At 32.7% G+C, this 26,123-nt stretch carries 18 protein-coding genes and 2 pseudogenes; 8 read left to right on the forward strand and 12 right to left on the reverse strand.

What is annotated here, in order from left to right:
- Window position 1 precedes the first annotated feature (1 nt).
- The 6 genes from ACR1PN_RS12360 to ACR1PN_RS12385 form a co-directional block, all read right to left on the reverse strand.
- On the reverse strand, window positions 2-1,462 hold the full coding sequence (locus ACR1PN_RS12360) for an ATP-binding protein (protein ID WP_433980281.1): 1,461 nt from the start codon (window positions 1,460-1,462) through the stop codon (window positions 2-4).
- The gene (locus tag ACR1PN_RS12365; RefSeq protein ID WP_433980282.1) at window positions 1,459-2,154 is read right to left on the reverse strand and encodes a hypothetical protein; all 696 of its coding nucleotides are present in this window, start codon (window positions 2,152-2,154) and stop codon (window positions 1,459-1,461) included. The genes ACR1PN_RS12360 and ACR1PN_RS12365 overlap by 4 nt, the downstream gene beginning before the upstream one ends.
- Entirely contained in the window at window positions 2,151-3,206 is a 1,056-nt protein-coding gene (locus ACR1PN_RS12370) for a DNA cytosine methyltransferase (RefSeq protein WP_433980283.1), read from the reverse strand. The genes ACR1PN_RS12365 and ACR1PN_RS12370 overlap by 4 nt, the downstream gene beginning before the upstream one ends.
- On the reverse strand, window positions 3,203-4,630 hold the full coding sequence (locus tag ACR1PN_RS12375) for a DNA cytosine methyltransferase (protein ID WP_433980284.1): 1,428 nt from the start codon (window positions 4,628-4,630) through the stop codon (window positions 3,203-3,205). The genes ACR1PN_RS12370 and ACR1PN_RS12375 overlap by 4 nt, the downstream gene beginning before the upstream one ends.
- On the reverse strand, window positions 4,630-5,034 hold the full coding sequence (locus ACR1PN_RS12380) for a very short patch repair endonuclease (protein WP_433980285.1): 405 nt from the start codon (window positions 5,032-5,034) through the stop codon (window positions 4,630-4,632). Before ACR1PN_RS12380 ends, ACR1PN_RS12375 begins: the two co-directional genes overlap by 1 nt.
- 405 nt (window positions 5,035-5,439) lie before the next feature.
- Window positions 5,440-10,290: a sacsin N-terminal ATP-binding-like domain-containing protein gene (locus ACR1PN_RS12385; protein WP_433980286.1), complete on the reverse strand. Its 4,851-nt coding sequence runs from the start codon at window positions 10,288-10,290 to the stop codon at window positions 5,440-5,442.
- 230 nt (window positions 10,291-10,520) lie between these two features.
- On the opposite strand from ACR1PN_RS12385, the gene ACR1PN_RS12390 reads away from it, so the two are divergent.
- Window positions 10,521-11,612: a hypothetical protein gene (locus ACR1PN_RS12390; RefSeq protein ID WP_433980287.1), complete on the forward strand. Its 1,092-nt coding sequence runs from the start codon at window positions 10,521-10,523 to the stop codon at window positions 11,610-11,612.
- A gap of 77 nt (window positions 11,613-11,689) precedes the next feature.
- Here ACR1PN_RS12390 and ACR1PN_RS12395 read toward each other — a convergent pair whose 3' ends face one another.
- Complete coding sequence (locus ACR1PN_RS12395; protein ID WP_433980288.1) at window positions 11,690-12,946, reverse strand: exodeoxyribonuclease VII large subunit; 1,257 nt, start codon at window positions 12,944-12,946, stop codon at window positions 11,690-11,692.
- A gap of 202 nt (window positions 12,947-13,148) precedes the next feature.
- Between ACR1PN_RS12395 and ACR1PN_RS12400 the strand changes: the two genes are divergently transcribed.
- Together ACR1PN_RS12400 and ACR1PN_RS12405 are read left to right on the forward strand one after the other, a co-directional pair.
- Window positions 13,149-13,952 (forward strand): hypothetical protein, encoded by an 804-nt coding sequence (locus ACR1PN_RS12400; RefSeq protein ID WP_433980289.1) that lies wholly within the window; start codon window positions 13,149-13,151, stop codon window positions 13,950-13,952.
- Window positions 13,953-14,051: pseudogene (locus ACR1PN_RS12405) on the forward strand.
- Between the two features lie 37 nt (window positions 14,052-14,088).
- On the opposite strand, the gene ACR1PN_RS12410 reads toward ACR1PN_RS12405, so the two are convergent.
- From ACR1PN_RS12410 to dinB, 4 genes are all read right to left on the reverse strand, one after another.
- Window positions 14,089-15,249 carry a hypothetical protein gene (locus ACR1PN_RS12410; protein WP_433980290.1) on the reverse strand — a complete coding sequence of 387 codons (1,161 nt, stop codon included), beginning with the start codon at window positions 15,247-15,249 and terminating at the stop codon, window positions 14,089-14,091.
- An 18-nt stretch (window positions 15,250-15,267) separates the two neighbouring features.
- The gene (locus tag ACR1PN_RS12415) at window positions 15,268-15,876 is read right to left on the reverse strand and encodes a hypothetical protein (RefSeq protein WP_433980291.1); all 609 of its coding nucleotides are present in this window, start codon (window positions 15,874-15,876) and stop codon (window positions 15,268-15,270) included.
- Window positions 15,877-15,966: 90 nt separating this feature from the next.
- On the reverse strand, window positions 15,967-19,041 hold the full coding sequence (locus ACR1PN_RS12420; protein WP_433980292.1) for a DNA polymerase III subunit alpha: 3,075 nt from the start codon (window positions 19,039-19,041) through the stop codon (window positions 15,967-15,969).
- Between the two features lie 12 nt (window positions 19,042-19,053).
- Window positions 19,054-20,196, reverse strand: a complete 1,143-nt coding sequence (gene dinB / locus ACR1PN_RS12425) for a DNA polymerase IV (RefSeq protein ID WP_343679446.1) — start codon at window positions 20,194-20,196, stop codon at window positions 19,054-19,056.
- Between the two features lie 61 nt (window positions 20,197-20,257).
- On the opposite strand from dinB, the gene ACR1PN_RS12430 reads away from it, so the two are divergent.
- The 4 genes from ACR1PN_RS12430 (at window position 20,258) to ACR1PN_RS12445 (ending at window position 25,331) form a co-directional block, all read left to right on the forward strand.
- Window positions 20,258-21,040: an XRE family transcriptional regulator gene (locus ACR1PN_RS12430; protein WP_433980293.1), complete on the forward strand. Its 783-nt coding sequence runs from the start codon at window positions 20,258-20,260 to the stop codon at window positions 21,038-21,040.
- 96 nt (window positions 21,041-21,136) lie between these two features.
- A complete protein-coding gene (locus ACR1PN_RS12435) occupies window positions 21,137-21,751 on the forward strand; it encodes an alpha-ketoglutarate-dependent dioxygenase AlkB family protein (RefSeq protein ID WP_433980294.1) in 615 nt (204 codons plus the stop codon).
- Window positions 21,752-21,849: 98 nt separating this feature from the next.
- On the forward strand, window positions 21,850-23,238 hold the full coding sequence (locus tag ACR1PN_RS12440) for a DUF3945 domain-containing protein (RefSeq protein WP_433980295.1): 1,389 nt from the start codon (window positions 21,850-21,852) through the stop codon (window positions 23,236-23,238).
- Window positions 23,239-23,261: 23 nt separating this feature from the next.
- The gene (locus tag ACR1PN_RS12445; protein WP_433980296.1) at window positions 23,262-25,331 is read left to right on the forward strand and encodes a DNA topoisomerase; all 2,070 of its coding nucleotides are present in this window, start codon (window positions 23,262-23,264) and stop codon (window positions 25,329-25,331) included.
- A 166-nt stretch (window positions 25,332-25,497) separates the two neighbouring features.
- On the opposite strand, the pseudogene ACR1PN_RS12450 reads toward ACR1PN_RS12445, so the two are convergent.
- A pseudogene (locus tag ACR1PN_RS12450) lies at window positions 25,498-25,818 on the reverse strand (conjugal transfer protein TraG); the annotation flags it as partial.
- On the opposite strand from ACR1PN_RS12450, the gene ACR1PN_RS12455 reads away from it, so the two are divergent.
- Window positions 25,805-26,062, forward strand: coding sequence for a hypothetical protein (locus tag ACR1PN_RS12455; protein ID WP_433980297.1), 258 nt, complete (start codon window positions 25,805-25,807; stop codon window positions 26,060-26,062). The pseudogene ACR1PN_RS12450 and the gene ACR1PN_RS12455 sit on opposite strands and share 14 nt — an antisense overlap.
- Window positions 26,063-26,123 lie beyond the last annotated feature (61 nt).

Raw genomic sequence — 26,123 nt, forward strand, 5'->3', positions numbered from 1 at the left:
TTCATTTTAATTGTTGAAAGCATTCGATACTGTTTACTTTTTCAGTTGCTTCTTTCTCTGAGAAGCCAGCATTAATAAGTGCTGACAATGTATTTTCATATATTAGTTTAAGTTCTTTTTTTGAATCTTCAAAGAAGTCTTTCATTACAATTGAATGATCAGAAAAATCTGATACTATAAAGCTGATCGGCAATGATTCGCCAACTAACTTCATATAATCATTAAAAATATATGCCTCTTCTTCAAGATTGTCTGCAATCAGATTATAAATCGGATGCTCTTTATTTATTTCATAAAATCTTTTACCCTTTTTTTGTCTAGCCTTCCATAAATAGACAATTTCTTTTTTGAGCTCAGTACGTCTGAGATATGCCCCTCTATGGGTATAAACCTTTATTGCTTTTTCTATAGAAATAATACATATTGTCTTAATTCTTTTGCGAATGACATCCGGGATTTTAGCAGAAGCTTTTTTTACATCAATTTGCCATTCAGAATCAAGAGTGTTTGGAATGTCAATTCTGATTCTACACAAACGCTGATTTTCTTTTTTCTTAAAACCAAGGTCAAGCCAGGTTCCATCTGCTATAAGACGTTTATTTCTGTAAAGATAAATTCCTTGGTGTTCTATCCATCCTTTTGTTATCTCAAGATTACTTCTTTCAACATTAGAAAGCTTGGATTCATGTGGAAGTATAAATGGTTGTATATATATATTCTGTTGCTTTATTGAAAGTTGCTCTTCAGCAAGTTCTACTGAAGGATATTCATTAGAAATATTAAAAGGATTAATAGCTTGTAGCTCTTCATCAAAAATAAAAATTCTGATTTTTTTCTCTTCAATAAAACGATGAAAGACCAGACCTAAATGCTTACGAACATTCACAAATTTTCTGTAAAAATGTTCTTTATCTGATTTTAATTCCTCGGACTCAACTAGTCTGTCAAGTTTTTCCCAAAGTATTATTGTTCCTGAACCAATATCTGAAAATTCACCAAGAAGCTTTTCAGAGTTTTTATCTGCACAGTTCCGAAGCAATATCCAATCTTTTTTTTCTTTTACAATATCCAAATCCCAACAGCGAATAAATTCATTATTTGATCTATTCCTTGTTTTTACAGTAAGTCGTTTGCATTGAGAGAATGATGCGGTTTTCAGCCCCAAACCAAATCGTCCTAAATCATTATTGTTTCTATTATCAAGAGGATTAAAACTACCCATTTTCATTGCATTCAGCAATTCTTTTTCATTCATCCCTTTTCCATTATCTTCAATTTTTATATATGAAGAATAGCGATCAATTCCAAAAGTAATTTTTATCTCCTTTGCTCCGGCTGTAATACTATTGTCAATTAAATCTGCCAGAGCTGTTTCAACAGAATACCCAAAAGATCTTGCTGACTGAAGCAAGCATTCTGGCTGCGGTCTTACAATATCATATTGTTGATTCTGTTTTTTCATTTAGTTTTTTTTATTAGCTTTTTTAAGTCAGAAGCATAAAGAAGTCCAAAATTTTTGTCCAACACTTTATGACAATTGCTGCAAACAATTATTGAATCTTTTATTTCCGTCGTGTCCAATGTCGGTTCATTTTTAAGCTCAAAATGTACTTCCATCAAGTCATCTCCTATTTCTCCATAAAAAGATTGCGAATTAAAACCACAAACTTCACATTTAAGCTGATTTGTAGTAACCAATGCCATTTCTTTTTTTATTTTTATAAATAATGGATCTGTTTCTCTGTTTTTATGAAAATGAAAAAGAAATTCAGATTTATATTTTACTTCAGATGGTATTTTTGATTTTGGTTTTAAATAAACCTGCCTAATAACGTCTGCCTCATTTTTAAGCCTTTCTCTATGTTTATAAAATTCATTCCATATATCTTTATCCATTTTCCCCCCCATCTTCATACCCTTACCTTTAAAATTCCCATCTAATCTTTTAAAATTTGCTAATTTTAAGGAAACACTATTAATACTTCTAAAAGTATTGATATTTGCAATATTTTTATGTAAATCCAACTCTCTCAAATCTTTACTTAACTTTATAATCGCTGGATTACTACCATGCATTTGGCCATAATCCATTTTAAAATATAAGTCTAAGCACAGTATAAGTTCTTCTCTACTAAAGTTGGGATTCTTTTTCATATTTCTTGAATCTTTAGATGCACAAATAAATAGTGAAGAAGAGCATAGCCTGTATTTACACTCAAGGCATTTCCTGCCTGCTTGTAAAGTTGATGTTCACTAACTCCAGCAGCTATAGCTTTATTATAGAATGTTTCATTAAATCCTTGCAGCAGTAAAGCCTCTTTTGGGGTTAATCTTCGAACTGGTTTTTTAAAAAGAATTTCTTTTGAAGTGTTTTTATGAGATTCCCCATTAATAATAAAATCATCAGAATAATAATTATCTTGACAAGCTCTATGCATTTTCATCATTGTTGCAGTCAGTGTTCTTGCTATTTCAAGATCTATTTGTGATTTGCTTTTAAAATTTTTAGATCCATCAGCAAGAATAGTATGTTTAATTTTTTCTGAAAGATAATATTTTTTATCAACTGATTTTTCCAGTATATCTAAGACATTATTATAGGTTTTAAGAGAATGCTTTTTTATGCTTCTGAAATTCTCAATAATTGCTTCTTCGGTTAAATCAATGTTGATTTTTTTTGTACTACAAACAAAAAAGATCCTAGCTCTTTTTTGTGGTAATCCAAAATTCTGAGTGTTGAGCACTACGTAATTTACATAGTTATATTTATGTTCTTTAAAATAGTCGAGAATCTGATTTAATGTTTTGCCTTTATCATGATTAATAATATTTCTTACATTTTCTAATACAATGAATTCTGGTTTTTTTGTTGTCAAAAGTTTATCAATACTAAATAAAATCCTTCCTCTTTCATCTTCAAGCCCTAGTTTTTTACCTAGCAGACTGAATGATTGACATGGAAATCCGCCAAGTAATAATTCAAAATCTTTAAGCTGTTTAAGTTTTTCCTTATCCTCAACAAATTCTATGATATCATTCATTCGCATTTCTCCATTCAGATTGTAATTACTATTATACGTAGAAACCGCAAATTTATCAATCTCAGAAAATCCAACACATTTCAGTTTAACATCAGTATCACTCGAAATACTTTCTGCTGCACTTCTAAAGCCTCCTATGCCTGAAAATAATTCTGCATATTTCATAAATAATATTTTTTTATTTCTTTACCAATCATTTCCGCAAGTTTTACTGGTACAGCATTACCTATCTGTTGGTACCAAGCATTCAAAGAACCTCTGAAAACGTAATCATCTGAAAAAGTTTGAATCCTTGCGGCCTCTCTTGGACTTAACCCGCGAGCTTGTATCGGATGAATATACATGTGACAATCATATTTCATATGAGAAGTTATTGTTTTACAAACTTCATTTTGCTTAAGCTTATAATACTTATCTTTAAAAATGTGATTACGGTTATTATAATTACTTAATTTTTGAACACTTGGGTGAAGTGAATTTTCGCCTTCTGGTAAGGTTCTGAATATTTCCAGATCGTTCTCATTATTATATCTTGATTTATGATTAAAAACATAACCAATTTCTCTATTTCCGTTTATTTCTTTCAAAAACTCATTTTGTTCTGTTTTTAACTTCCTGATTTTGTAGCCATGAGTATTACTTTCATAATCAACTTTAAGTTTATATGGATTTGTTAATATTTCAGGAAGGCCAAAAAGAGCATCGATAAGCTTATATTTACTAGTACGATTTTTTTTGTTGTAAATAGTTTGTTTTATTTGCTCAATAAACATAAAATCTTTTCCGCCAATAAGAATATACCTTTTTCTGCTCTGTGGAATATCAAAATTTTGAGAATCTAATTCGAGAGGAATGAAAAAGAATTCCTCATTAGTTTCTTTCTGAATATCTTCTTCAATCTGTTTTTCAACCTTCATCATACCTCTTACATTTTCCATGATGAAAAAATCAGGTTGAATCAAACCTAATAATTTTACAAAATACTTATAAAGAACATTTCTTTCATCCTCTATAAAACGTTTCTCTTGAGTTGATTCTTCAACTTCAAAATTCCACCTGTTTGCGTTCGAAAATCCTTGACAAGGAGGGCCTCCGCAGATAATTTTCACATTTTTAAAAAGATGTCTATATTTTGAAAAATTTTCAACTAATACTTTTATATCCCCATTATAAAAATTATCAAGAGGAAGAGTGTGATTAAAATAATAAGTTTCTAAAGCATCAGTTTTATTATCATTAACAAATGTGGGATAGAAACCAGCATTAATTAACCCTTGACTTAATCCTCCGGCACCACTGAAAAAGTCCGCAAATAACAATCCTTCAGGTTTTTGCCTTGTCTCTGGTAAATATTTTTTTAATAATGGATGATTTAATCCATTATTTTGTCTAATTGTAAAATAAATATTATTTAATCTGGTGAACAGCTCTTCACCTAATTTTTCTTTATATTCAATTGGAAGATTGAGTTGGTCCGTTGCTTTTATTTTTATTTTTTCATTTTTTAAAACAGACGCAAGTTCATCTGCAATCTGTTTGCCTTTACCTTTGAAAAATTTCAAATGAAAATTATAATAAAATTCAAGCATCAGTTTGTTATTTGTTTTAAAAGTTTTTGCATTCTTATCTCGTTTTTTATTTCACATTCCCAAACTATAATGACGTTCCATCCATCTTTTTTTAACGCTTCAATATTTTTGTTATCGTTTGAGATATTTGTGTTAATTTTATTAAGCCAAAAATGAGTTCTAGTTTTTGGGATTACAAATTTTTCACATCCGTCGTGACCGTGCCAAAAACAACCATGAACAAAAATAACAGCTTTATACTTACGTAAAACAATATCAGGTTTTCCCGGCAATTTTTTGTCATGCAGTCTGTAACGAAATCCATTTGCAAACAAAAATTTTCTAACCAGAATTTCAGGTTTAGTATTTTTTCCTTTAATCTGGCTCATATTATAACTTCTCGTCTCCTTGCTATGTCTGTCCATCTATGCAAAAATACAAAATATAAAGTAGGCAAATAGTTCAGAATATTTGGATTGTACAACACTAGTAATGTGAAAAATACTGCATAAATAGAGTACTTATACAAAAAGAAAATTTGATTTTATGTTTCATGAATATTAGTTTTCTTGGTTACTGCAATTTACATTTTTATATTGAAAATTATAAAAATTATTGAATGAATATAGAAACTATATCTAACAGTTATAGATCGGTAAGGTGTATTCAAATCCAATTATATTTTTAACATTCTATCAGATCGCAAATTAAATAATTTACGAGTAATATGTTTACGGAAAACCATAAATCTCAAGTTTATTTAAATTTGTCGAAATGCTTCTATCGATCCAACTGTTGTTTTTAACATTTTATGGTAATCTTGAATTGTCTTAAATTTCCCTTTTAAATTTTAAAATAAAGTTATCATTTACAACCGTAAACATGTCATTGTCTGAAAACGATTTACCTTTATAATTAAAAATACCTTGTATTTTTTCAATCTTTAGTGATGCTAGATTATCAATATTTTTAACCAAAAAGATCTCATAGTTATTTTTTAAACGCTCGCCGGCATATACTTCTGTGGGAGTAATATGAAACGAATCATCCCAACCAACAACTTTTACTTCCACAAAACGTTTATGTTTTGCGCCTTTTGGAATATATTCTATATCGTATCCCCAGCCATCTTTACCATCTAAATTGATTCCACACTTTTTTGCATAATCAGATACCCAATTTACATTTGACTTATCTTCGCTTAATTTAAGTAAGTGCTTATAAACCAAATATTCGCCTAAAAATCCAATTTCTTCCTTTGGTTTTTTATTGCTTACTCTTTTTGGAGGATTTTTTCCCGAAGAATTTCTCTTTCGCTGAGAAATATCTTTCTTTGATATTTTGATATTTTCAAGTTTAACATGACTTAAGGCATCATCGCTAACCAAATGATCAAGTTGTGATCTTAGATCAAAAAAATCATCATAGAACAATTGATTATTACCAAAATTTACTTTAAAAGATTTTGAAGAATTAGGGTTAGGAGTATCTGAACCATTTTGATTCCGTCCCAACCATCCCAGTAAAACTTCTTCTATGTTTGAAAATTCATCTTCAAACAAAAGCAATGATTGCATTTGAGAATCATCTAAAAACTGATTAAAAAGTTTATAATCTAAGTTTTCAAAATTTAGAAACTTCCACAAGCTGTTCTTATTTTCAAAATGCAGCTTATTGAAGTCAATAGTTATGTACAAATCATTTAAATCGATATCAAATCTATCTTTTACAGCAGTCTTTAAATCCTGTAATATATCAAAATTGACATCACTTGTATTTTCGAATTTCAAACTATGATATTCATCACTTAATTTAAGAAAGTCTTTCTTATCGAATACTCCGATTCTACATTTTTCATATAATAAACTTTTAAAAGAATCCGAGTAATCTGAAATTGTTTTTTTTAATTCAATTTCATATAGTAAATCAAGATCAATTGAAGGATAATGATACTTATTAAATTGTTCTAAAGTAATTCCGAAATCTTTAAATAAATTTACAATAATCATTAAACTATCCTCATCATTGTAATCCAGATAATTTATTAAATCTATAGATGTTTTGATTATTGAACTATGATTTGAAAACTTTGTCAAAAGCGAAGCTAAAATTTCATTATCAGTATTATCTTTTAGTGATAATTTTTTCCCTTTAAAACACCTAAGAAATGAAGTCCAAAAATCTATTTTCGGATTGCTGGTAATTCCTAATTTTTTTCGAGCATCTTTTAATTTTTCAAGCTTATCATCATCAAGTTCTGATCTTAAGAGTTCATCACGCACAGACGCACTTTTTGAAAACAGTTCTCTAATCTGAAGACGCGGAGCATCCACATCAATGATTGCTGAAAATATTTCTGCTATTGCAGAACAAAAATGAATGTCATCTTTTAAATCTACAATTTCGTCAAAATGAGTGGGAGTTTTTAAATATATCATATTTCGTTTTCTGATATATAAATATTCAAAATCATTCAATTCAAATGTTTTCTTATGCTGTCCTTTGTTTGATGCTGCTTTTAGTTGGGAGACAAGCTGAAACTTTGTACTCTTTATAATATTTTTTTCATTGCCATTATCCTGTTCTTTTCTTAATACATAAACATACGGCTTAAAACTTTCGATTTCCTGCTCAAATTTAAGAGAGAGTGGATGAACTAAAGGGTTTCCAATTGTACTAAATTCAAGATTATCTAATGCCTTTACCCCAAAGATTTTACGGATCTTATCCTTACCACGCCTACGTTCAATATCTATGGTGTTAAACTGTCTAATAACAGCTTCTCCATACCGTCTGTCATTCACATAAAAAACTTCTTCAACAGAGTGAAACTTACCATCTTTACAATATACTTTTCCTGTTTTGATGTACGTATCCCTTTCCGTGTTCTGCAGTTTGGTAAGTGAAATATCATCATAATTAACTGCTATCTGATTATAGATAGTTTTAGCCTTTTTTTCAATTTCATGAATCTCAGGTAGCTTGTTCAAAATTGAATAAATTAGAGCAGGTGGTAAGGTACTCATAGATTTATGAACACCGACTTGAGAAAGAATATAATCTACCTTATCCTTTTCAACCTTCAATTTTTTTAATCTATCATAATTAATATTTGGCTTTTCAATCAGTCCTTTAAAATCTTCATTAATATAAGCCGCAGTCATGCATCTGGAAGGTTCGGCTTTAATTTGGCTTTCGGTAAGCAACCAGCTAAAATATCCTAATTTCCACTTTAAATAAGACTTCATTCTTTTACCATTGATTTGACGGTAATTTCTAGTGTTATAGAAATTAAAGTATATTAAACTGGAATCTCCCTCAATATCTTTCTCTAAAAGAGACAGCATCTCTAGATCTTTATCAATCCAATTGATTATAGATTCAGTTGTATTGTTTTTTAAAATACCCTCTAAGTCATCTACTGATTGAACATATATTGGTCCATAGCCCCCTGTTAATTCCTCTTTAAATTCATTATAACCACCCTTAAAGTTATAATTTCCGATATCATATCTGTAGTTGAAATTCATCATCACATAGTCAGCATAGTCCTGTTTTGCCGTGACTTGTAATTTTCTTGGGAGGTCTGCAACACCTAGCCACTCAAGATACCTTTTCCAATCTGAGATTTCAATAGCATCGATCTCATAAACTTTCATAGCCGCAACAATTTTATCTTTTTTATAATGATAAAGATCTTCAGCCAGAAAATTGTCATAATCTTTTCCAAAATAAAGTTCTTTTGAATCTAGTATACTTAATTTCTTACTTAGGAGCTTTATTGTTGATCCTTTCCAAAATTTATCATGTTCGGAACTCGACTTAAAAAGACTGAAAATAATGTGATGCATTTTCTTGATTTCTTCTATTTGTAAGTTCTTTTTAGCTGAATAGAAAGAAATAATCGACTCAGCAACTTCATTAAAATTGAATTCTTTAATGTTATATTTTTCAAGCTGAAAAGTCAGATTTTTGTAGTCATGAGAATTGTAGCAAATTAACAGTTGTTGAGCCAACTCATCATCCATGATCTTAACACCTATTTCTTCGGGAACAGCGTAGCTTATTCCATTAGTAGGTAAAAATATAGGAGAATCGAAGGATAATAAATTGTTGAATTTATCATAGAAAAGACCATCTGTTTTCTGTAAATCAATATTGCTATCTACATATTCTTCTATTGCCTTAATTAATCTTGCATATTCAGAAACGGCTATATTTTTTCCGCTTTTTGCAACACTTTTAATAATTTCGTCAATATCGTATGTGCAGTGCTCTAATTTGTCAAGAAGACCAATAATAAATTCATCATCACTAGGCAAAAGAAGATAAGTATATTCGTGAGGATCTAAATATTGAGAAAAAACACTTTCCTTGTAGAAAGCTGGTGGAGTTTCGTCTTCGTCCCATCTTATATATTCATTATTAATCGTAGGAAAAACTCTTTTATTTTTCAAGGAATCTAATACACTTGTCTTAAAAGACAACTCTTTAATAAGATTATTGAGATTACTAAAATCAACGTTAGTTATGTGTAATGGTAAATAACTAACAGGATTAGAATTCTTTTCTGCAATAATTTGTGCAACTTCTGAAATTAAATTGGCTGCTTCTTTAAAAAGAAATGCATTATAGCCTTTGCCCTTGATTAATTCATTCCGATTGCTACTTAACTCGAACGTACCATGCAGAATTCCAGGGAAACTGAAAGCTACTTCAGTCTTAAAATATGAATGAAGAACCTTTTTTGCTCCCTGAAGATCATCCTTCCAAGCTATAGAAAGTTCATAATTTTTTTTACTTCCAGTTATTGGTTGATGATTTCCCTTCCTAGTAAATATATTCCATTCATTTTTTAAATGATCCGTTCCTACCGCAATTCTTTTTAATATGTGATCATTACTAACATTTTCCTCTGAAACAACTTCTTTAGTTATTACTTCATCTATGTTAGGTGTTTTAATTTTAATCTCATGCAAGTTATTTAAGAACAGTAAAACTTCCGGATCTACATTTTTGGACAATTGCTCTTCAATTACCTCTAATGTAGCCTTCACTTGACCATCAACCACAATACTATCCTTTAAATCAAGAATAATTACAGTATCATAACCCTCTAAATCTGGAATTAAATTAATTTTTTCAATGATTTCCGGACATCTGAAAATTGAAATAGCATCTTCCATTCTTGAATAAGTCTGCCATATAAGTTCTTTTATTGAAGGATTAATTTCAATTAGCTCATCGAGGATATTTTTACTATTGATATTTGAAAAACTTATTTTTAGATCACCACTCAAAATTGAAACCCTCTCTGCCCATGATAATGTGGTTCTAAAACCTAATCCTTTATTGCCAATCTGGTTCTTTTGATTGAACTTTGAACTGAGATGGCTGTGAAATATAGACATAAGTCCTTCATCCGAAAAAACCTTGCCTGTATTTGCAATAATAAGTTGATTACCTATCAGATGGATAAAAACTTTTGGATCAAAAGTACTTTCGGCAGCATCATCAGCATTTTGAAGGAGTTCAAGTAATTCTCTTCCCTCATATTCATAAGTTGTACTTTTTTCTAATTGATAATGCTCAAGCATAAAGTGTGGATCATCGGCATAGAGTTTTTTTATAGTATTCAGTTGGCGAATTGCCAATGATTGTATATTTTCTTTTATTATCATTTTATGGGAATATAGATTGTCTCATTAAATATCGGAATGAATGGCGGAGTTTACCATCAATAATTAAAAAATGAAATTAATAAGTTTTCTGTTAGCTGAGTTATTAGTTTTTTTATATGTTAACATTAATTCCAAATTTATTAAAAATATTTATCTATAATTACGGAAAGCCGTATTCTTCCTTTAACTTCCCCTAATTATCAGTATTATTGCTATATTAAATTCATTCAATGAAAGAATATCCTCATATATTTTACCCTAAGCACACTCCTTCGGAACAAAAAATAATACCAACCAAAAACTCCAAAACAGGTTTTAGTGAAAGTTTCTTTGAAAAGAAGTTCTTAAGTTATTTTAAAAATTATGTCTACAAAAATGTAATAATAGATGATGGCAAAACACATCCATATTATCCTGACTATGTGCTGCATATTCCAGAATATAATCTCTATATAGATATTGAAATCGATGAACCTTACACTTTAAGAGGAAATATTCCAATTCATACAAATGATCAAGAGAAGGATGAAGTTAGAAATCAGTACTTTTTAAATAAAGGATGGGGAATCATAAGGTTTGCTGAAGTGCAGGTTGTTAAATTTCCTCAACTTTGCTGTAAAGTTATTTCTGAGTATGTGAGAAACGTAACAGGAGATCATATCTGGTTAGAAGGGTTTCATGAATTTGAAGATTTAGAGATTGTTAGAGCATGGTCAAGTGATGATTCACAGTCAATGGCTTCAGATTTTTTCAGACAAAAATACTTTAATCTCTTAAAAACTATAAAACAAGCCAAACCTTCTATTAACATTTTAGCCGATGGAATTTATTTAAATAATGAGATCCGAGCTACCATTAGGTCTCTTGAAAATGATAATACAATTAAATCATTCAACAAAAGTGTAAGAAGTTCTTTGTTTCTTAGATTTTTAAGTGATTTCTTCGTACATTTTAAAACAATGGATACGACAAATGGAAAAATTTTTGTTGAACTTACAATTTTCATTTCTAATTATCATAGTATTGAAAGTTTTTCATTTGATTCAGAAATAGTAGAAGTCGATAATTACTTGATTAATATTTACTATGTACGTACACATGATTTAATATGTTTTTCAATCTATGATAGCATAATAGATGACAACTTAAAGAAGGTTATTTTAATCGCTGATGATCCAGCTTATCCTCCATTACTAGAAAGTTTAACAGATACAGAAGTTATTTTGGTTAGAAATTATCATGATACCACCATGTCTCCGTATATGAAATATTTATCAATTAATAGCCTTATTGAAAATTCTCTTCAGATAAAGTATAAGTGACAAGCTAATAAATTCTCAGCATTCAACTCTGAGGGTAATTAGAAAAATAGGAAATTACATAATGATTGTAAAGGATATCATAAAATTTTTGCTACAGCAAAACCAATTAACAGAGCCACAATCACAGCAATAATAATCTTGGAATGATCTCCTTTGCTTTGCTGAACTTCTGTCGTCAGTCTGGAATTTTCTTTCTGTAAAGATTCCATTCCTGCTTTCAAAGATGCGGTCTTCTCATTAATAACAGATTGCAAATTCTTTTCGTAAAGTGCAGATATTTCTTTTTTATAATTATCCATCTCCAGCTGTCTTTGTTTTTGCTGTTCAGCAAAGTTTTTCTGTGTATCAAGAAGTTGCTTAGAAGAAAGCTCCTGTAGTTTTTGAAATTCTTCCGTCTTTTTAGCAAGTTGCTCGGACAATGTTTTCACTTGCTCAGTAAATTGCTTGCTGACATCTTTTTTAACCTCATCAATAAGCAACGCTCTCGAATTGGACTTTTCATGTAGAAGCTTCTCTACAATAGCGTGTAGACCTGCACCATAATCGTGAGGCAAATGAAAACGCTTATCTGCGAGTTTATCCAAAAGGGTTTCATCCACTGTATGTCCAATAGCCGTTACCGACACTGCCGGTAAATTGATAAAGAGTTTTGATAATGTAATATCATTAAAGGTTTCCATGCTTTGGCGATCCCCTCCTCCTCTGACTAACGCAATAATATCATAATCAGATTTAGAGACCTCCTTCAGTTTTTCTGAAATGGATGTCGAAGAAGTAATGCTGCAGGTATATTCAGAAATCTGAAAATATTTCTGCGAAACATCAAGTCCTTCAGCAAAATCTCTTTGAACAATTGCATTATTACCATAAATATTCGCAATTCTGATAGGCTCTTCTTTTAGGATTTTATTTCTGATTACCGTTTCCAGATCCGTTGATCCTTTTTCCAGTTTTTCCTGTATAAGTTCATACCGTTGTAACTCGTCTTCTGAGATTGCTTTTTCCTCTTGTTGTATAATTTCATCTACCACAAACCTTAACTCAACAGAAGAGTTCTTTATACTTTTTTCAATATATCCACGTAAAGTATACACCTCATTATTGACAATCTTTGTTCTCAATAATGCTGAAACTCTAACTCCTATTGAAATATTATCCGATTCCGAAAATAAATTATCGTAATAGTAATTACCGTAGGCCTTGCCTCCACCATATGCATATCTACCTTTTAGGTAAATAAGATTAATTGTTGCGTTAATTTTTAATGCATTGCTAAATAATCCCAAAACAGAGGATGGTGAATATATTTGATATGTTGTTTCCTCAGACTGCATAATAATGAAAATACTGAAATTTATTTTACAAAGTTATTATATTAAGTAAAAAAAGCACAAAAGGAAAAGTTATGAATTAACAAAAGAATATGTAACGACAGTTATCAATAATAAAATCCATAAACAGTAATAGTCAGATAATTTATTATATTTGAAAGTCTAGACAAAAATCAAAAAAATTACTATCCAAGAAAGAATTATAATGCAATTTAAATATAAAGCTTATAAAAATCTATTAGCGGAGTTAGGCAGAATGGATTATGTTGTGGAATTATCTGAAATTGCAATTAAAGATTTTCTAAAAAATTTAAATAATGCTGGAAGTCCCGAACAATTTTTGGAACAGAAATGTAAGGAGCATAATATTTGGGTTTCGTTGGACTCAAGCAACACCAGCTACAACCAATCTATTTTAGGTTACATATCCGGAGTATATCACTTATTTGAAGCATTTCTTTATGAGATGAAAGAGGAATATAAGTTACTTACAGATGGTGAATCGATCAACTTCAATACGGAGACTACAAAGCTAAATCAGATTATAAACTATTTTAAATCCAAAGGTAGATTTAATAATGTAGACTATATACCATCTTATTTAATAGATATTTTTGAGTATTATCACGGATTAAGAATTTATTTTTCACACAAAAAGACGGTTTCAATAAACGAAATTAAAAATAAATGGGAAAAAGCAAATGTACATTCTAATGAAGAACTTTATGCCAAGTACCGTATTAACAATAGTCCGAAAGAACTTAATGAAGTAGATTTTGAGGATTACTTTTTATTCACTCAAATTTGCAAAGAATTAGCATTAAGGATAAGTTCACTCTGTTATCCTGATCCTGATAAACTGGCAATCTCTTTAAAAAGATTCAAAAAATATGAAAATGAATCCGAAATAATTAAACGACTTGAAATATATCTTCTAAATGAATATGCATTCGTAAAGGAAGATGATTATGATAAGTCATTTTTAAAGTCTATCTTTACTCATCTTTAAAGGTATTAGGTCTGTTGGTTAAGGCGCTTAAAGCCATTTTTGGAAATATAATTTCAAAAATGATTTTAAGAGACGCAGGTTCGATTCCTGCAATACCTACATTTTTGATATGATCTACGATCAACACCTAAATTCCTCATTTGTAAGGATTCTTAGTTTTCTTATTAATTGATTCTCTAAACGGATAATTTTCTTTGAGCTTTTTGTCCATTACGGGATCGAAAGTCCACGTTTCATCAAGGAAATACCATCCTGTGTCTATCTTCTCTAAATTGTCTGGATTCCTGTAAATTACCACTCCTAAAGCTTTTTGAGATCTGCAGTCTTGTTTTATTGCATATGTATAATTTTTTAATGCAGTAATTGCATGTTGAAAATTTATAGAGTGTATAGGAATAAATACAAAAGCACAATCTGTTCTCTCTGAATACATTTTATAAGGGGTTATAAATTCAAATTTTTCACATTTCTCCATAGCAACAGAAATTCGTTTTTTGAATTCAATCAATTCAGATCTGTGTAATTTTGCGATAGCTTTAATAATGGGATAATAATGGATATCAACCGATGAAGTTGAACTAATAACAGCTTGTTTAAAGTTTTCAATTAATCCTGATATATCAAAATCCTCTTCTTTTTTATATTTCTGTACATTATCAATATACTTTGCATTAAAATGATCTACATTAAGAGTTTCAAAAAAATGACCTAAGAGGTATTGTTCAGGTACACGATGAATAGCGAGTTTATGAAATTCCAAAAAATCTTCTCTAAAATTCAGGTATTCAGATATTTCGGTAGGAGTAATTAGATATTTACAAATATAAAAATAGTCTTCTATATGAAAAAGATGAATATTTCCTACGTCTGAACTCTCATAAAATTTTTGATACCGTAGTGTTTCTGGAAAATCAACATTAGCAGAATAAATAATAATCTTTTTTATATCCTTGACTTCATTAGCGGCTTTAACATTCATTTTATGACCTCTCTCATTTTCAATGATTATAGAATCATGGACATCAAAATAATGCAATGTATTTTTTATCTGTTTCACTGCTTTATTCATGACTTTATTTTTAAACCAATTTTCATAATTAGAAGAAGTCTGGTTCATTTCTTTAATCTGAAAAATAAAGCAGTATTCATCTAACCAAACCACATTATCAGCAAGTTCCTGTTCAAAATTGTCATTACTTTTAAAGTCATTGTTACTGAATGTAAATTCTTTAAAAAAGACATTTTGATTAATTAAAGATAAGTGACTTTCTGATTTTGTTTTTTCTGTTCCGCTCATTGTATCACATTGTAATTATTATGCTAATAAATTTTCCAAAGATTCATAGGAAATATAATCATCCTCTTTAATGATATAATAAATTTTAGATAGGTTTACAAATTCATTTTTCTTTGTCTTTAAATATTTAATTACTTTCTCAGAAATATCAATATTACCTTTAATTTGAATAAATGCGCATATTTGATAGTTCAAATCTTTAATATAATTATCAAGTTTAAAAAGGTCTTTTTTTACTTTATTTGAACCACCTGTTGATTCTACTGCTTTGATTGTTTTAATTTCACAAGCTAAAATCTGTTGGTTCATATTGTTCTGCTGTTCATGTAAAATAAGATCTGGATATACAATATTTATATTCTCTCTGTAAATAGACCCATCCTTTCTTATTTCTCCATTAATTATCAAATTTTCATATTGATATATTTCAGAAACAATTCTCCATTGATGATATAGTTCATAAGCAAATACTCGCTCACACATCTGCTCTTTCATTCCATACGGCCAGAGTAAATATTTAGGATCTACTTTAATAAGTGCAAGCAAAAAATCATTAAAATGTATATTTTCACACCATTCTCTATTATTTTCAATAGTGGCTATTTGGTCATTAGTTATTGTGATCATAAAATTAAAGTATTTAATGGCGTAATACCATTGATAAAAATATTATTAGATTATTTTTGATAGTTACTAAAATACAAAAAAGGACTTGAGCTACCTCATCTTTTCCCTCGGCAACCCAATCTCATGTTCCTGTGGATAAGGTTTTCTAAAGGTCATACTAACGTCTTCCCTAAGATTTCTTTGTGTTTCCTGTGATTTTTCCTGATCCATTGAATACCTGGGATCGGGAATGAAGGGCATTTTTGCCATTTTATGAATGGTAATCGTAGGAAAATGGAAGTCGACTTCCACAGTTCCCAACAGCAGATAACATCCTCCGCCCTGAAAAGGGTATTGTTTAAGAGAATCCGGAAAATGAGCGGTATCAAAATACTCCCCTTCTGCGTCAATCCAGGTCCCAAAAAACATTTCATCTCTTTTATTTCCTTCCCGTTTATTTTTGATAGGAACATGTTTTCTCGAAATCAGATATGCCAGCATTTTCACCTGCTTCTTATGGTATTGTATCAGATTCTTAGCCATAACTGATCCACGGTATTTTGTCTGCAAAATATCAAAAGGAGAAAAGGAAACAGGAAACCCCAGAATTTCTATTTCATCAAAAGCATCTTCAAACTTATTTCTTTCAATCTTAGGAAGGTGATAACTTTTTTGCGGCTCCTCCAATAAGGTAGGCTGCCGGTAAACCTCTTTATTATTCCCTAATAAAAATCTTGCTTCAATAAGCAGCTCATGTTTTTGTTTTCCTGTAAACCGGAATGCACCGATAAAAATCAGGATCTGTAATGTTTCGATGCCTATAGGAATTCTCTTGATAAAGTTCTCTAAGGATCGATATTCCCCATTCTTTTTTCTTTCTTCGGGAATCAACTGAGCCAGTCTTCCTTCCAGTTTTTCGATATGCATCAGTCCCAGATAGACATCAGTCCCATATACTGTGGTCTGCCATTCACTGAGATTAACACAGGGGTTATTAATGGTAGCTCCCGACATCTTAGCTTCATGCACATAAACTTCCGTTCTGTAAAAGCCACCGCCGTTATTGATTGCGCACACCATGAACTCGATAGGATAATAGACTTTAAGGAATAGACTCTGGTAGCTTTCAACGGCATAAGATGCGGAATGTGCTTTACAAAAGGAGTATCCGGCAAAAGATTCTATCTGGCGGTAGACTTCTTTAGACAGCTGTTCAGGATGCCCTTTCACTCTGCAGGATTCAAAAAAATGATCTTTCACTTTCTGAAGTGCAGCCAGAGAACGTCCCTTACCGCTCATTGCCCTTCGAAGAACATCACCATCGCAGGCTGGCAGTCCTCCGAAGTGTAAGGCAATTTTAATCACATCTTCCTGGTATACCATAATACCGTAGGTTTCACCCAGTTCCTTTTCGAAAACCTCATGAAAGTATTCAAACTGAGAGGGATTATTGTGTCTGAAAATATACTCTTTCATCATTCCGCTTTGCGCTACACCCGGGCGAATAATCGATGAAGCAGCCACGAGCACTTTATAATTATCGCACTTCAGTCTTCTCAGTAATCCCCGCATGGCAGGCGATTCAATATAAAAACATCCGATAGTTTTTCCGATACTCAGAAATTCATTGCATTTCACTTCATCTTTAGAAAGTGTTGTATCTTCTATATCTACTTTAATCCCTCTTTTTTCTTCAATCAGTTGCACGGTATCATTAATAGTTCCCAACCCCCGTTGTGAGAGAATATCAAATTTTTCCAGTCCGATGTCTTCAGCGGTATGCATATCGAACTGTACAATCGGAAATCCTTTAGGAGGCATCTCCAGTGCGGAATAATTGGTAATAGGTTCTTCCGATATCAAGATTCCACATGAATGCATACTTCTTTGATTGGGAAATTTCTCTAACAATTTCCCATATTTATGAACCAGCCTGAATACTGAATTATCATCATGCTGATTCATGGGTTTTGTCGCCAGGGCATCCAGTTCTTCTTTCGGAAGTCCGAATGCTTTTCCTACTTCCCGGAAAATAGAACGGTATTTAAACTCAACATTGGTTCCGCAAAAAGCGACATGATCTTTTCCATACTTTTTAAAAATATATTCCAGAATAATATCCCTTCTCTGCCAGCTCCAATCAATATCAAAGTCAGGAGGAGTCTTGCGGTTAAGATTCAGAAACCGTTCAAAATACAAGTCAAGTTCCAACGGACAGATAGCGGTAATACCGATACAGTAACTAACAATAGAGTTAGCTCCACTCCCCCTTCCTACATGCATAAATCCCATTTTATTACTGTATTGGATAATATCCCAGGTAATCAAAAAGTACGCACAGAAATTCAACTGATCAATGACTGCCAATTCCTTTTCCAGCCTTTGTTTAGCTTCTGTATGATTCATTGAATACTTTTTTTCCAAACCTTCATAGGCTAATTTTCTCAGCAGCTTAATGTCATTTTCTTTTGAATCCGTATAATACTTCTTGTTTTTAGGAGTGGAAAAATCAAAATCAAAACTGCAGGAACCGATTATCATTTTAGTATTTTCGATAATCTGAGGATAATGAATATATTTCTGTAACAGTTCTTTTTTATCAACAAAAGTTTCTGTAGCCTTACATACATCTGATTCATTAAGCTTTGATAACAATGTATTGTTGTCAATGGCCCGCAATATCCTGTGCAGGTTATATTCCTGTTTTGTTTTAAATGTTACGGGATGAAGAATAACCATTTTGGGAATCAGCTTTTTCAGTTCAGGTTTGATCAGCAGATTAAGTTCCTCATATCGAATACCGATGAATTCATTATCAGATAATTTTTCCGGCAGATTATGCAGAGGATAAATGATGATATTGTCAGGCAGATCAGGATTGATCTTTGGAATCTGTACATGTTCACAATTGTAATTGGTGAGGAGTTTATTGACTTCTCCGATCCCTTTCGGATTTTTGGCGAGGCAGATATAATATAATTCATGATCTATCCTGACTTCCATTCCTACAATAGGCTTGATCCCTTTTTCCTTACAAATCTTATAGAAATCATAGATTCCGGTAACAGTATTGATATCCGTTAATGCTAAACATCTTACATTATGCTCAGCAGCCTGCTGAACAAGATCCTGAATAGAAATGGTTCCATAGCGTAAGCTGTGAAAAGAATGACAATTGAGAAACATAACCTAAAATTTTTAACGTATTAAACCTGAAGCCCTGCATACACTGGTTGTACCAAACCTGTTTTTAATCTTGTCCATTGCCTGATACAATGAGATCTGTTCCTCAGTATCTTCAAAAAGATTCATCTGGTGGCATCCATGAACCAGGTTGGTAAATTTTACACCCACCATTCTGATCCTGATTCTTCTGGTATAGAGTTTATTAAACAGTTCAAGTACATATTTCAGTAAGGTGTGATCAGCTGAAGTATGAGGGATTCTGCATTGCTTTGTTTCCGTATCAAAGTTGGAATATCGGATTTTTACCACCACTGTGGAAGTAAGCCATTTCTCTTCTCTCAACTGGTAACATAGCTTTTCCACCATTCCTGAAAGAATGCTTCTCACAGCAAACACATCAATGGTATCCTGTGAAAAGGTATCTTCCGTAGAAATGGATTTTCTTTCAGAATACTGCATGACGGGCGTTTCATCAATCCCATTGGCTTTTTTCCAGAGCACTGTTCCGTTTTTGCCAATCAACTGCTGCAATACATCAGGCGGGGTCTGGGAAAGCGTTTCAATGGTACGGACTCCTAATCTTGACAGTAACTGGAATGTCTCATTGCCTACCATTGGAATCTTCTTAATAGATAAAGGATTCAGAAAAGGCTGAACATCTTTTTCTTTAACCTCCAGTTTTCCGACAGGTTTAGATTCGCCTGTTCCTATTTTAGCCACGGTCTTATTGGTAGAGAGTGCAAAACTGATGGGAAGCCCTGTGTTGTCTGTTACTGCCTGTGCCACTTCCTGAGTCCATTTATAGCAACCAAAAAACTTATCCATTCCTGAGAGATCAAGATAGAACTCATCAATACTTGCTTTTTCCATTACCGGAACTTTATCTCTTATTACTTCGGTGACAAGCTGAGACATGTTAAGATACATATCCATATCACCTTTGATCACCATTGCTTCAGGGCATAAGCGTAAAGCCATCTTGATGGGCATAGCTGACCGTACGCCAAAGAATCTTGTTTCGTATGAGCAGGATGCAACAACCCCACGGTCACCACCTCCAATGATGATCGGTCTTCCCGTCAATTCTGAATTCTTTTTCCGTTCGCAAGAGACAAAAAAAGTATCCAGATCCATATGTACTATCGAACGATTCATGCGACAAAATTAGATACTATTTGTCTCAAAATTTATATATTTGCTGGTATAAATTATACCAATGTCAATTTTTTCAGAAAACATCAGGTTTCTGAGAGATCAGAAAAAAATCTCTCAGGCAAAGATTTCAGCTGACCTTACCATTACCCGTGAACGGTACGCGAAGTACGAAGATGGTCGCTCTGAACCACCGATTGAAATCTTATTGAGGATTTCAAAATATCATAAGGTCAGTATTGATTTACTGGTCAGTATTGATATTCGTAAATATCCTTTAGATGATATTGTTAGACTTCCGGGTAATAAAATTATTTTACCTGTTGTAGTAGATTCAAATGGCGATAATTTTATTGAGATTGTTCCTCAAAAAGCTTCTATGGGTTATCTGAACGGATACAGCGACCCTGAGTATATGGAAAGACTTCAGAAGATGCAGCTTCCGTTTCTGAAAAACGGCAAGTTCAGAGCTTTTCTTGCAGATGGAGATTCTATGCCTCCTTTTGCAGATCAGTCCATTATTATTGGGGAATATGTTGAAAGACCTGAAGATCTCAAAGCCAAAAAAGAATATATTTTTGTTACGACTGAGGGAATCACCTATAAAACTTTTGTTAAGCGGAATTCAAGAACAATTACGGTGGCTGCGGATAATATGTTTTATGAACCATATGATATTTTTCTTAAAGATGTCGTGGAAATATGGAGGTATGTCAGAGGAATTTTACCTCAGGACTACAAACCGCATTATCTGCCTGATGAGGAGAGTCTGAAAAATCTGGTCGATGATGCCAAACGCAGTATCAGTAATCTAGAAAACAGGCTACTTAATATGAAAACAAAATAAAACTTCCCCGAAGGGAAGTAAAAAACACAAATGATGAAAAAAAAATCCCAATGAATCGGGATTTTGTAAAAGTAAAAATTTTATTAAAAATTGACAATGAGCCAGCTCAGTTTATTTAATGCAGAAGAATTTTATGAGTTTCCAAAAGATCTTTTGGAATACAGGGAACATTTTTTAAGTGCGGAAGAGGCGGATACACTTAAAGCATTACTATTAGAGAATACTCCCTGGGAACAGCGTACTCAAAAGATGTATGACAAAATGGTTTTGACCCCGAGATTAACAGCATGGTACGGTGATGATAAGAAATCTTATCAACCCGCAGACAGCAACTCCTCAAAGACTAATACATGGACCCCGGAACTACTATCGTTAAAAGAAAGAATTGAAAATGAGTTCGGATACAGATTTAATGGTGTATTATTGAACCTTTACAGAGATAACAATGATTCTGTTGCGTGGCATAGGGACAAAGAAAGCAGATATGGGAAGCGACCGGTTATTGCTTCAATCAGCCTGGGACAAACCCGAAATTTCGATTTCAGAAAGAAAGACCATCATCAGAGTAAATACAGTCTGCCGCTTCCCCATGGTTCTTTGCTTATTATGAGAGGTGATTTACAGGAAAACTGGGAGCATCGAATTGCTAAATCAGCCACTCCTATGAAAGAGCGCATCAATCTTACTTTCAGATTAATTAACAATATCTGATTCAACCTTTTACAGCCAAAGGCTTCCACTTCATTCCAACCTATTTTCTTAACGAGTTTAGTCCGCTAACTTCGATGTTAAATTAAATATTTAGCATCATGGAAGACATTCAAAACACTCAACCGGATCCTTCTTTAATCAATATTCTATTGGTTTTCAATCCCAAAACCAATCAGATTGAAGCTGTGAAAACAGTAGACGATAAAGGAGATCTGAAAACAGTACCCAACACCAAGAAGAATCAGAATCAATTTCTAAAGATTGATAAACAGGGTGATCTATTCTCCAACTTTTTCTCCAATTTTTTGAGTCAACTTAAAAATCCGACTCTGTTCAACTTTTTTAAATCGCCACTCAAAGAATCAGAGAAGATCGGAAAACAGATCCAGCATCACCTTACCCACCCCAGTACTGAGGGTGAAGAATTTCTGAAGACCTACAAAATATTAACCTCAAATACCAATATGATGAGTACAAACCCTTTATCAGAAAAAGAATATCAGTATTCTGCTGATCAAATCGACTGGAATATGATGTCAAAATTCGGCTTAACTCAAGAAAAATTAGAAAAAGCAAATGCTTTAGATCCTATGTTAAAAGGATTTAAAACCAACGGTCTTGTTCCTGTTACCATCAATCTCGGAACAGCCCTTACCAGAATGGATGCCCGGCTTTCACTGAATACCAATGATGCCGGAGATGTGGTCATCAATATTCATGGAATCAGAAAAGAACCTAATTTCAATTTTAAGTTTCTGGGTCATGAGTTTACTGCAGAAGACAAAAAAAATTTAATGGAAAACGGAAATATGGGACGTGTTGTGGAACTTATTAATCCAAAGACTGATGAAATTATTCCTTCCGTTATCAGCAGAGACCGTCTCACGAATGAACTGGTTGCTTATAAAGTTGAAAATATCAAAATTCCCGATGAGATTAAAGGTATCAAATTAAATGAAGAGCAAAAGCAAACTTTAATAGAAGGCAAGGCATTATATCTGGAAGGCATGATTTCTACCAAAGGGGAGCCCTTTAATGCACATGTTCAGTTTAATGCTGATAAAAAATATGTTGAATTTTTATTCGATCATAAAGAGCGTCAACAACAATCTCATTCAGAAATTCCAAAAACATTCAGAGGCAAAGCCTTAAGTGATGAACAGTATGAGAAATTTAAAGGTGGGCAAACCATCTATCTGGATGGACTGCTGGATAAAAAAGGCCGGCCCTATAAGGGTTATATCACCCTTAATCAAGAGACAGGAAAAGTAGATTTTTCGTTTCAGAATCCAAATAAAGCGAGAGAACAGGCAAGACCTACGGAGGGACACAAAACACAAACGGCAGTTAATTCAGAAGGTAAAACCAATGAAGCCACTAAGAATTTAAAAGAACCGTTACAGAAAGGGCAACAAACTCCTAAAGATAAAATTCAGCAGGCAAAACAGGATAAGCCACAGTCTCATGCAAGAAGACGAGGTGTTTGATGTAAACTTTAATAACGATCGATATGAAAGTAATATTAGCAGAAAAGCCCAGTGTTGCCAGAGAAATAGCGATGGTCTTGGGAGCAACTGAAAAGAAAGATGGATATATAACAGGTAATGGCTATGCCGTTACCTGGTCTTTTGGCCATTTACTGGTATTGGCAATGCCTGAAGATTATGGTATCTCAAGCTTTAATAAACAGGCATTGCCTATTTTACCCGAACCGTTCAAATTAACCATCAGAAAAGTAAAAAAGGGCAGGCAGTTTTTAGTGGACCATGGCGCATCCAAACAACTGAAAATCATTGAAAAGTTATTCGATGCAGGTGACCGTATTATTGTCGCTACAGATGCAGGAAGAGAAGGAGAGCTTATCTTTAGGTATATCTATGAATATCTGAATTGTAAAAAACCTTTTGAAAGGCTATGGATCAGTTCCCTAACAGAAAAAGCCATTAAAAATGGTTTTCAAAATTTAAAATCCGGAGGTCAGTATGATGGCTTATTTCATGCAGGTCAATGCAGAAGCAGGGCCGACTGGTTATTAGGGAGTAATACCACTCAGGCATTGACTATAGCTGCAGGTAGCGGATTATATTCCTTAGGCAGGGTTCAGACTCCGACATTAGGTTTAATCTGCAAACGTTATCATGAACACAAAAATTTCATCAGTCAGAAATACTGGCAGATTGAACTTCGGCATCAAAAGGACTTTATTGAATTCAATAGTCTCGGTAAACTAAAATTCACAGAAAGAAAACAAGCTGAAGATATTGTAAAAGCCTTGGAAAGAAACCCGACAACAGCAACCATTACTTCCATTGATGTAAAGACGGTAAAAGAGCAGCCTCCTCTCCTTTTTGATTTGACAGGTCTGCAAAAAGAAGCAAACAAGAGGTTAAATTTCAGTGCAGAGGAGACGCTGAATATTGCTCAGAGTCTCTATGAGAATAAATTTATTACCTATCCCCGCACGGGAAGTCAATACATCCCGGAAGATCTATGGCAGGAAATACCTGATCTCATCAGAATTCTTCAGGAAAAAGAGCTTTATAAAAATGCAGCAGGTTCACTTCCCTGGGGAAACTTCACCAAAAGAATTGTCAATGATGTGAAAGTTACCGATCATCATGGACTGCTTACTACTGAAAAAATTCCTTCAGCACTTACGGCAAAAGAGAATGCTATTTATGAACTGATCGCTTTTCGATTACTGGAGGCTGTTTCTCAGCCATGTATCAAAGAAATTACAGATATTGGTTTACAGGTGCTTCATTTTGATTTTGCAGCTCAGGGATGTAAAATCCTGCAAAGAGGTTGGCGTAATATAGCCGGTATTTCTTCAGATGATTTTGAGACGGTTGAGGAGTTGCCTGAGGTCAGGGAAGGTGCAGAACTGAAAATTAAAGAGATTACGATCCTCGAAAAGAAAACCCAGGCTCCAAGCCTTTATACTGAAGCAAGCCTATTGTCTGCAATGGAAAATGCAGGGAAGGATATTGAAGAAACAGAACAGCGAAAAATATTAAAAAATATAGGCATTGGCACACCTGCAACAAGGGCATCTATTATTGAGACGCTAATTCATCGGGGTTATATTAAAAGAGATAAAAAATCAATCATCCCAACTGATAAAGGTCTATATGTTCATGATCTGGTAAAAGATAAAAAAATAGCTGATATTTCTTTAACTGCAGAATGGGAACTGGAAATGCAGCGTATAGAAAATAATGAATCCAAGGCAGCTGAATTTCAAAAGCAAATCGAAAGCTATACAAAATCTGTTACTAAAGAATTACTGCAGATCCGCATTGAACAGCCTCATCTCCCCAATATTATATGTCCAAAATGTAAAACGCAGTATTTGGTTATTCATGATCATATTGTAAAGTGTCCTGATATTCGTTGCAGTTGGTTGCAGTTTAGAAATATCTGCGGTGTCCAAATCTCAGTATATGATATCGAAAGCCTTGTTAACACAGGCAGAACTTCATTAATAAAAGGAATGAAAAGTAGGTCAGGGAAAACTTTTAACGCTCACATTACACTGAATGACAAGGCTGAAAGCTCATTTGAATTTGAAAGAACTTGATAGATTAATTTCCTTTTAAGCGAAGCAAACTATATTTACAATACAACTCATAGATGAGGTGAATCGGAAAAAAAACTTATTTACAGTAAATTTGCATCTGATTCTCATGTTTAATTGAGTTTTCATGGTTATTAGTTTTTATCCCCGGTCTCCGGGGATTTTTACTTTATTCTTTTGGTATTAAATGCTGTAGTTCAGGGTGGGCTTTTATACGCTCAATCTCATTTTCAATGATCCTGATAACGTCCTGCTTAACATTTCTGTAATTCTCTTCAATGATTGATGTGAACCGGTCTTCTCCACTATCATTTACAAATGATAGAATCTCCGGTATCCGTTGATAAAATTTAATTTCTTCAGCTACTTTCCCATTATCCACTACTATTTCTGCATGAAACATTTTCTGTTCAATTCTTTCATCAAAATTATCAGATACAGCCCCTACAAACATTCCCTGGCTTAATGTTGAAATTTTGGAAGCCGGTAACGTCAAACCGGATATTAAAAAGCCTGCCGAATTACAACCCAAACTATCCACATCAAATGATGCGGATCTTGCTACGGAAGAACCACACCATCTGTTCGACTTCTTAACTATGGAAAAGCACGAAGACGGTTTGATTGAAGCGTTAGGCGGCTTACTTCCCGAAGCCCGGGGCGAAGATTACGAAGAACAGGACTTTGCCAATAAGACGAGGAGAAAACGCAAACATCAAAGAGGTCAAAAATAATATTCAGCCAAATACTGCTACACAACGTTGGAGTAATTTTATTGACAAATTATAGTAGTTT

This window comes from Chryseobacterium sp. RLHN22 (assembly GCF_051011795.1).
Taxonomy (GTDB): domain Bacteria; phylum Bacteroidota; class Bacteroidia; order Flavobacteriales; family Weeksellaceae; genus Chryseobacterium; species Chryseobacterium zhengzhouense.

Bases quoted from the DNA above. Each gene is read 5' to 3' on its own strand.
- ACR1PN_RS12380 (WP_433980285.1), bottom strand. From the start codon at position 5,034: ATGGACAGACATAGCAAGGAGACGAGAAGTTATAATATGAGCCAGATT.
- ACR1PN_RS12390 (WP_433980287.1), top strand. From the start codon at position 10,521: ATGAAAGAATATCCTCATATATTTTACCCTAAGCACACTCCTTCGGAA.
- dinB (WP_343679446.1), bottom strand. From the start codon at position 20,196: ATGAATCGTTCGATAGTACATATGGATCTGGATACTTTTTTTGTCTCT.
- ACR1PN_RS12410 (WP_433980290.1), bottom strand. From the start codon at position 15,249: ATGAGCGGAACAGAAAAAACAAAATCAGAAAGTCACTTATCTTTAATT.
- ACR1PN_RS12435 (WP_433980294.1), top strand. From the start codon at position 21,137: ATGAGCCAGCTCAGTTTATTTAATGCAGAAGAATTTTATGAGTTTCCA.
- ACR1PN_RS12365 (WP_433980282.1), bottom strand. From the start codon at position 2,154: ATGAAAAAGAATCCCAACTTTAGTAGAGAAGAACTTATACTGTGCTTA.
- ACR1PN_RS12385 (WP_433980286.1), bottom strand. From the start codon at position 10,290: ATGATAATAAAAGAAAATATACAATCATTGGCAATTCGCCAACTGAAT.
- ACR1PN_RS12395 (WP_433980288.1), bottom strand. From the start codon at position 12,946: ATGCAGTCTGAGGAAACAACATATCAAATATATTCACCATCCTCTGTT.
- ACR1PN_RS12445 (WP_433980296.1), top strand. From the start codon at position 23,262: ATGAAAGTAATATTAGCAGAAAAGCCCAGTGTTGCCAGAGAAATAGCG.
- ACR1PN_RS12415 (WP_433980291.1), bottom strand. From the start codon at position 15,876: ATGATCACAATAACTAATGACCAAATAGCCACTATTGAAAATAATAGA.
- ACR1PN_RS12370 (WP_433980283.1), bottom strand. From the start codon at position 3,206: ATGAAATATGCAGAATTATTTTCAGGCATAGGAGGCTTTAGAAGTGCA.
- ACR1PN_RS12360 (WP_433980281.1), bottom strand. From the start codon at position 1,462: ATGAAAAAACAGAATCAACAATATGATATTGTAAGACCGCAGCCAGAA.
- ACR1PN_RS12400 (WP_433980289.1), top strand. From the start codon at position 13,149: ATGCAATTTAAATATAAAGCTTATAAAAATCTATTAGCGGAGTTAGGC.
- ACR1PN_RS12430 (WP_433980293.1), top strand. From the start codon at position 20,258: ATGTCAATTTTTTCAGAAAACATCAGGTTTCTGAGAGATCAGAAAAAA.
- ACR1PN_RS12440 (WP_433980295.1), top strand. From the start codon at position 21,850: ATGGAAGACATTCAAAACACTCAACCGGATCCTTCTTTAATCAATATT.
- ACR1PN_RS12420 (WP_433980292.1), bottom strand. From the start codon at position 19,041: ATGTTTCTCAATTGTCATTCTTTTCACAGCTTACGCTATGGAACCATT.
- ACR1PN_RS12375 (WP_433980284.1), bottom strand. From the start codon at position 4,630: ATGCTTGAATTTTATTATAATTTTCATTTGAAATTTTTCAAAGGTAAA.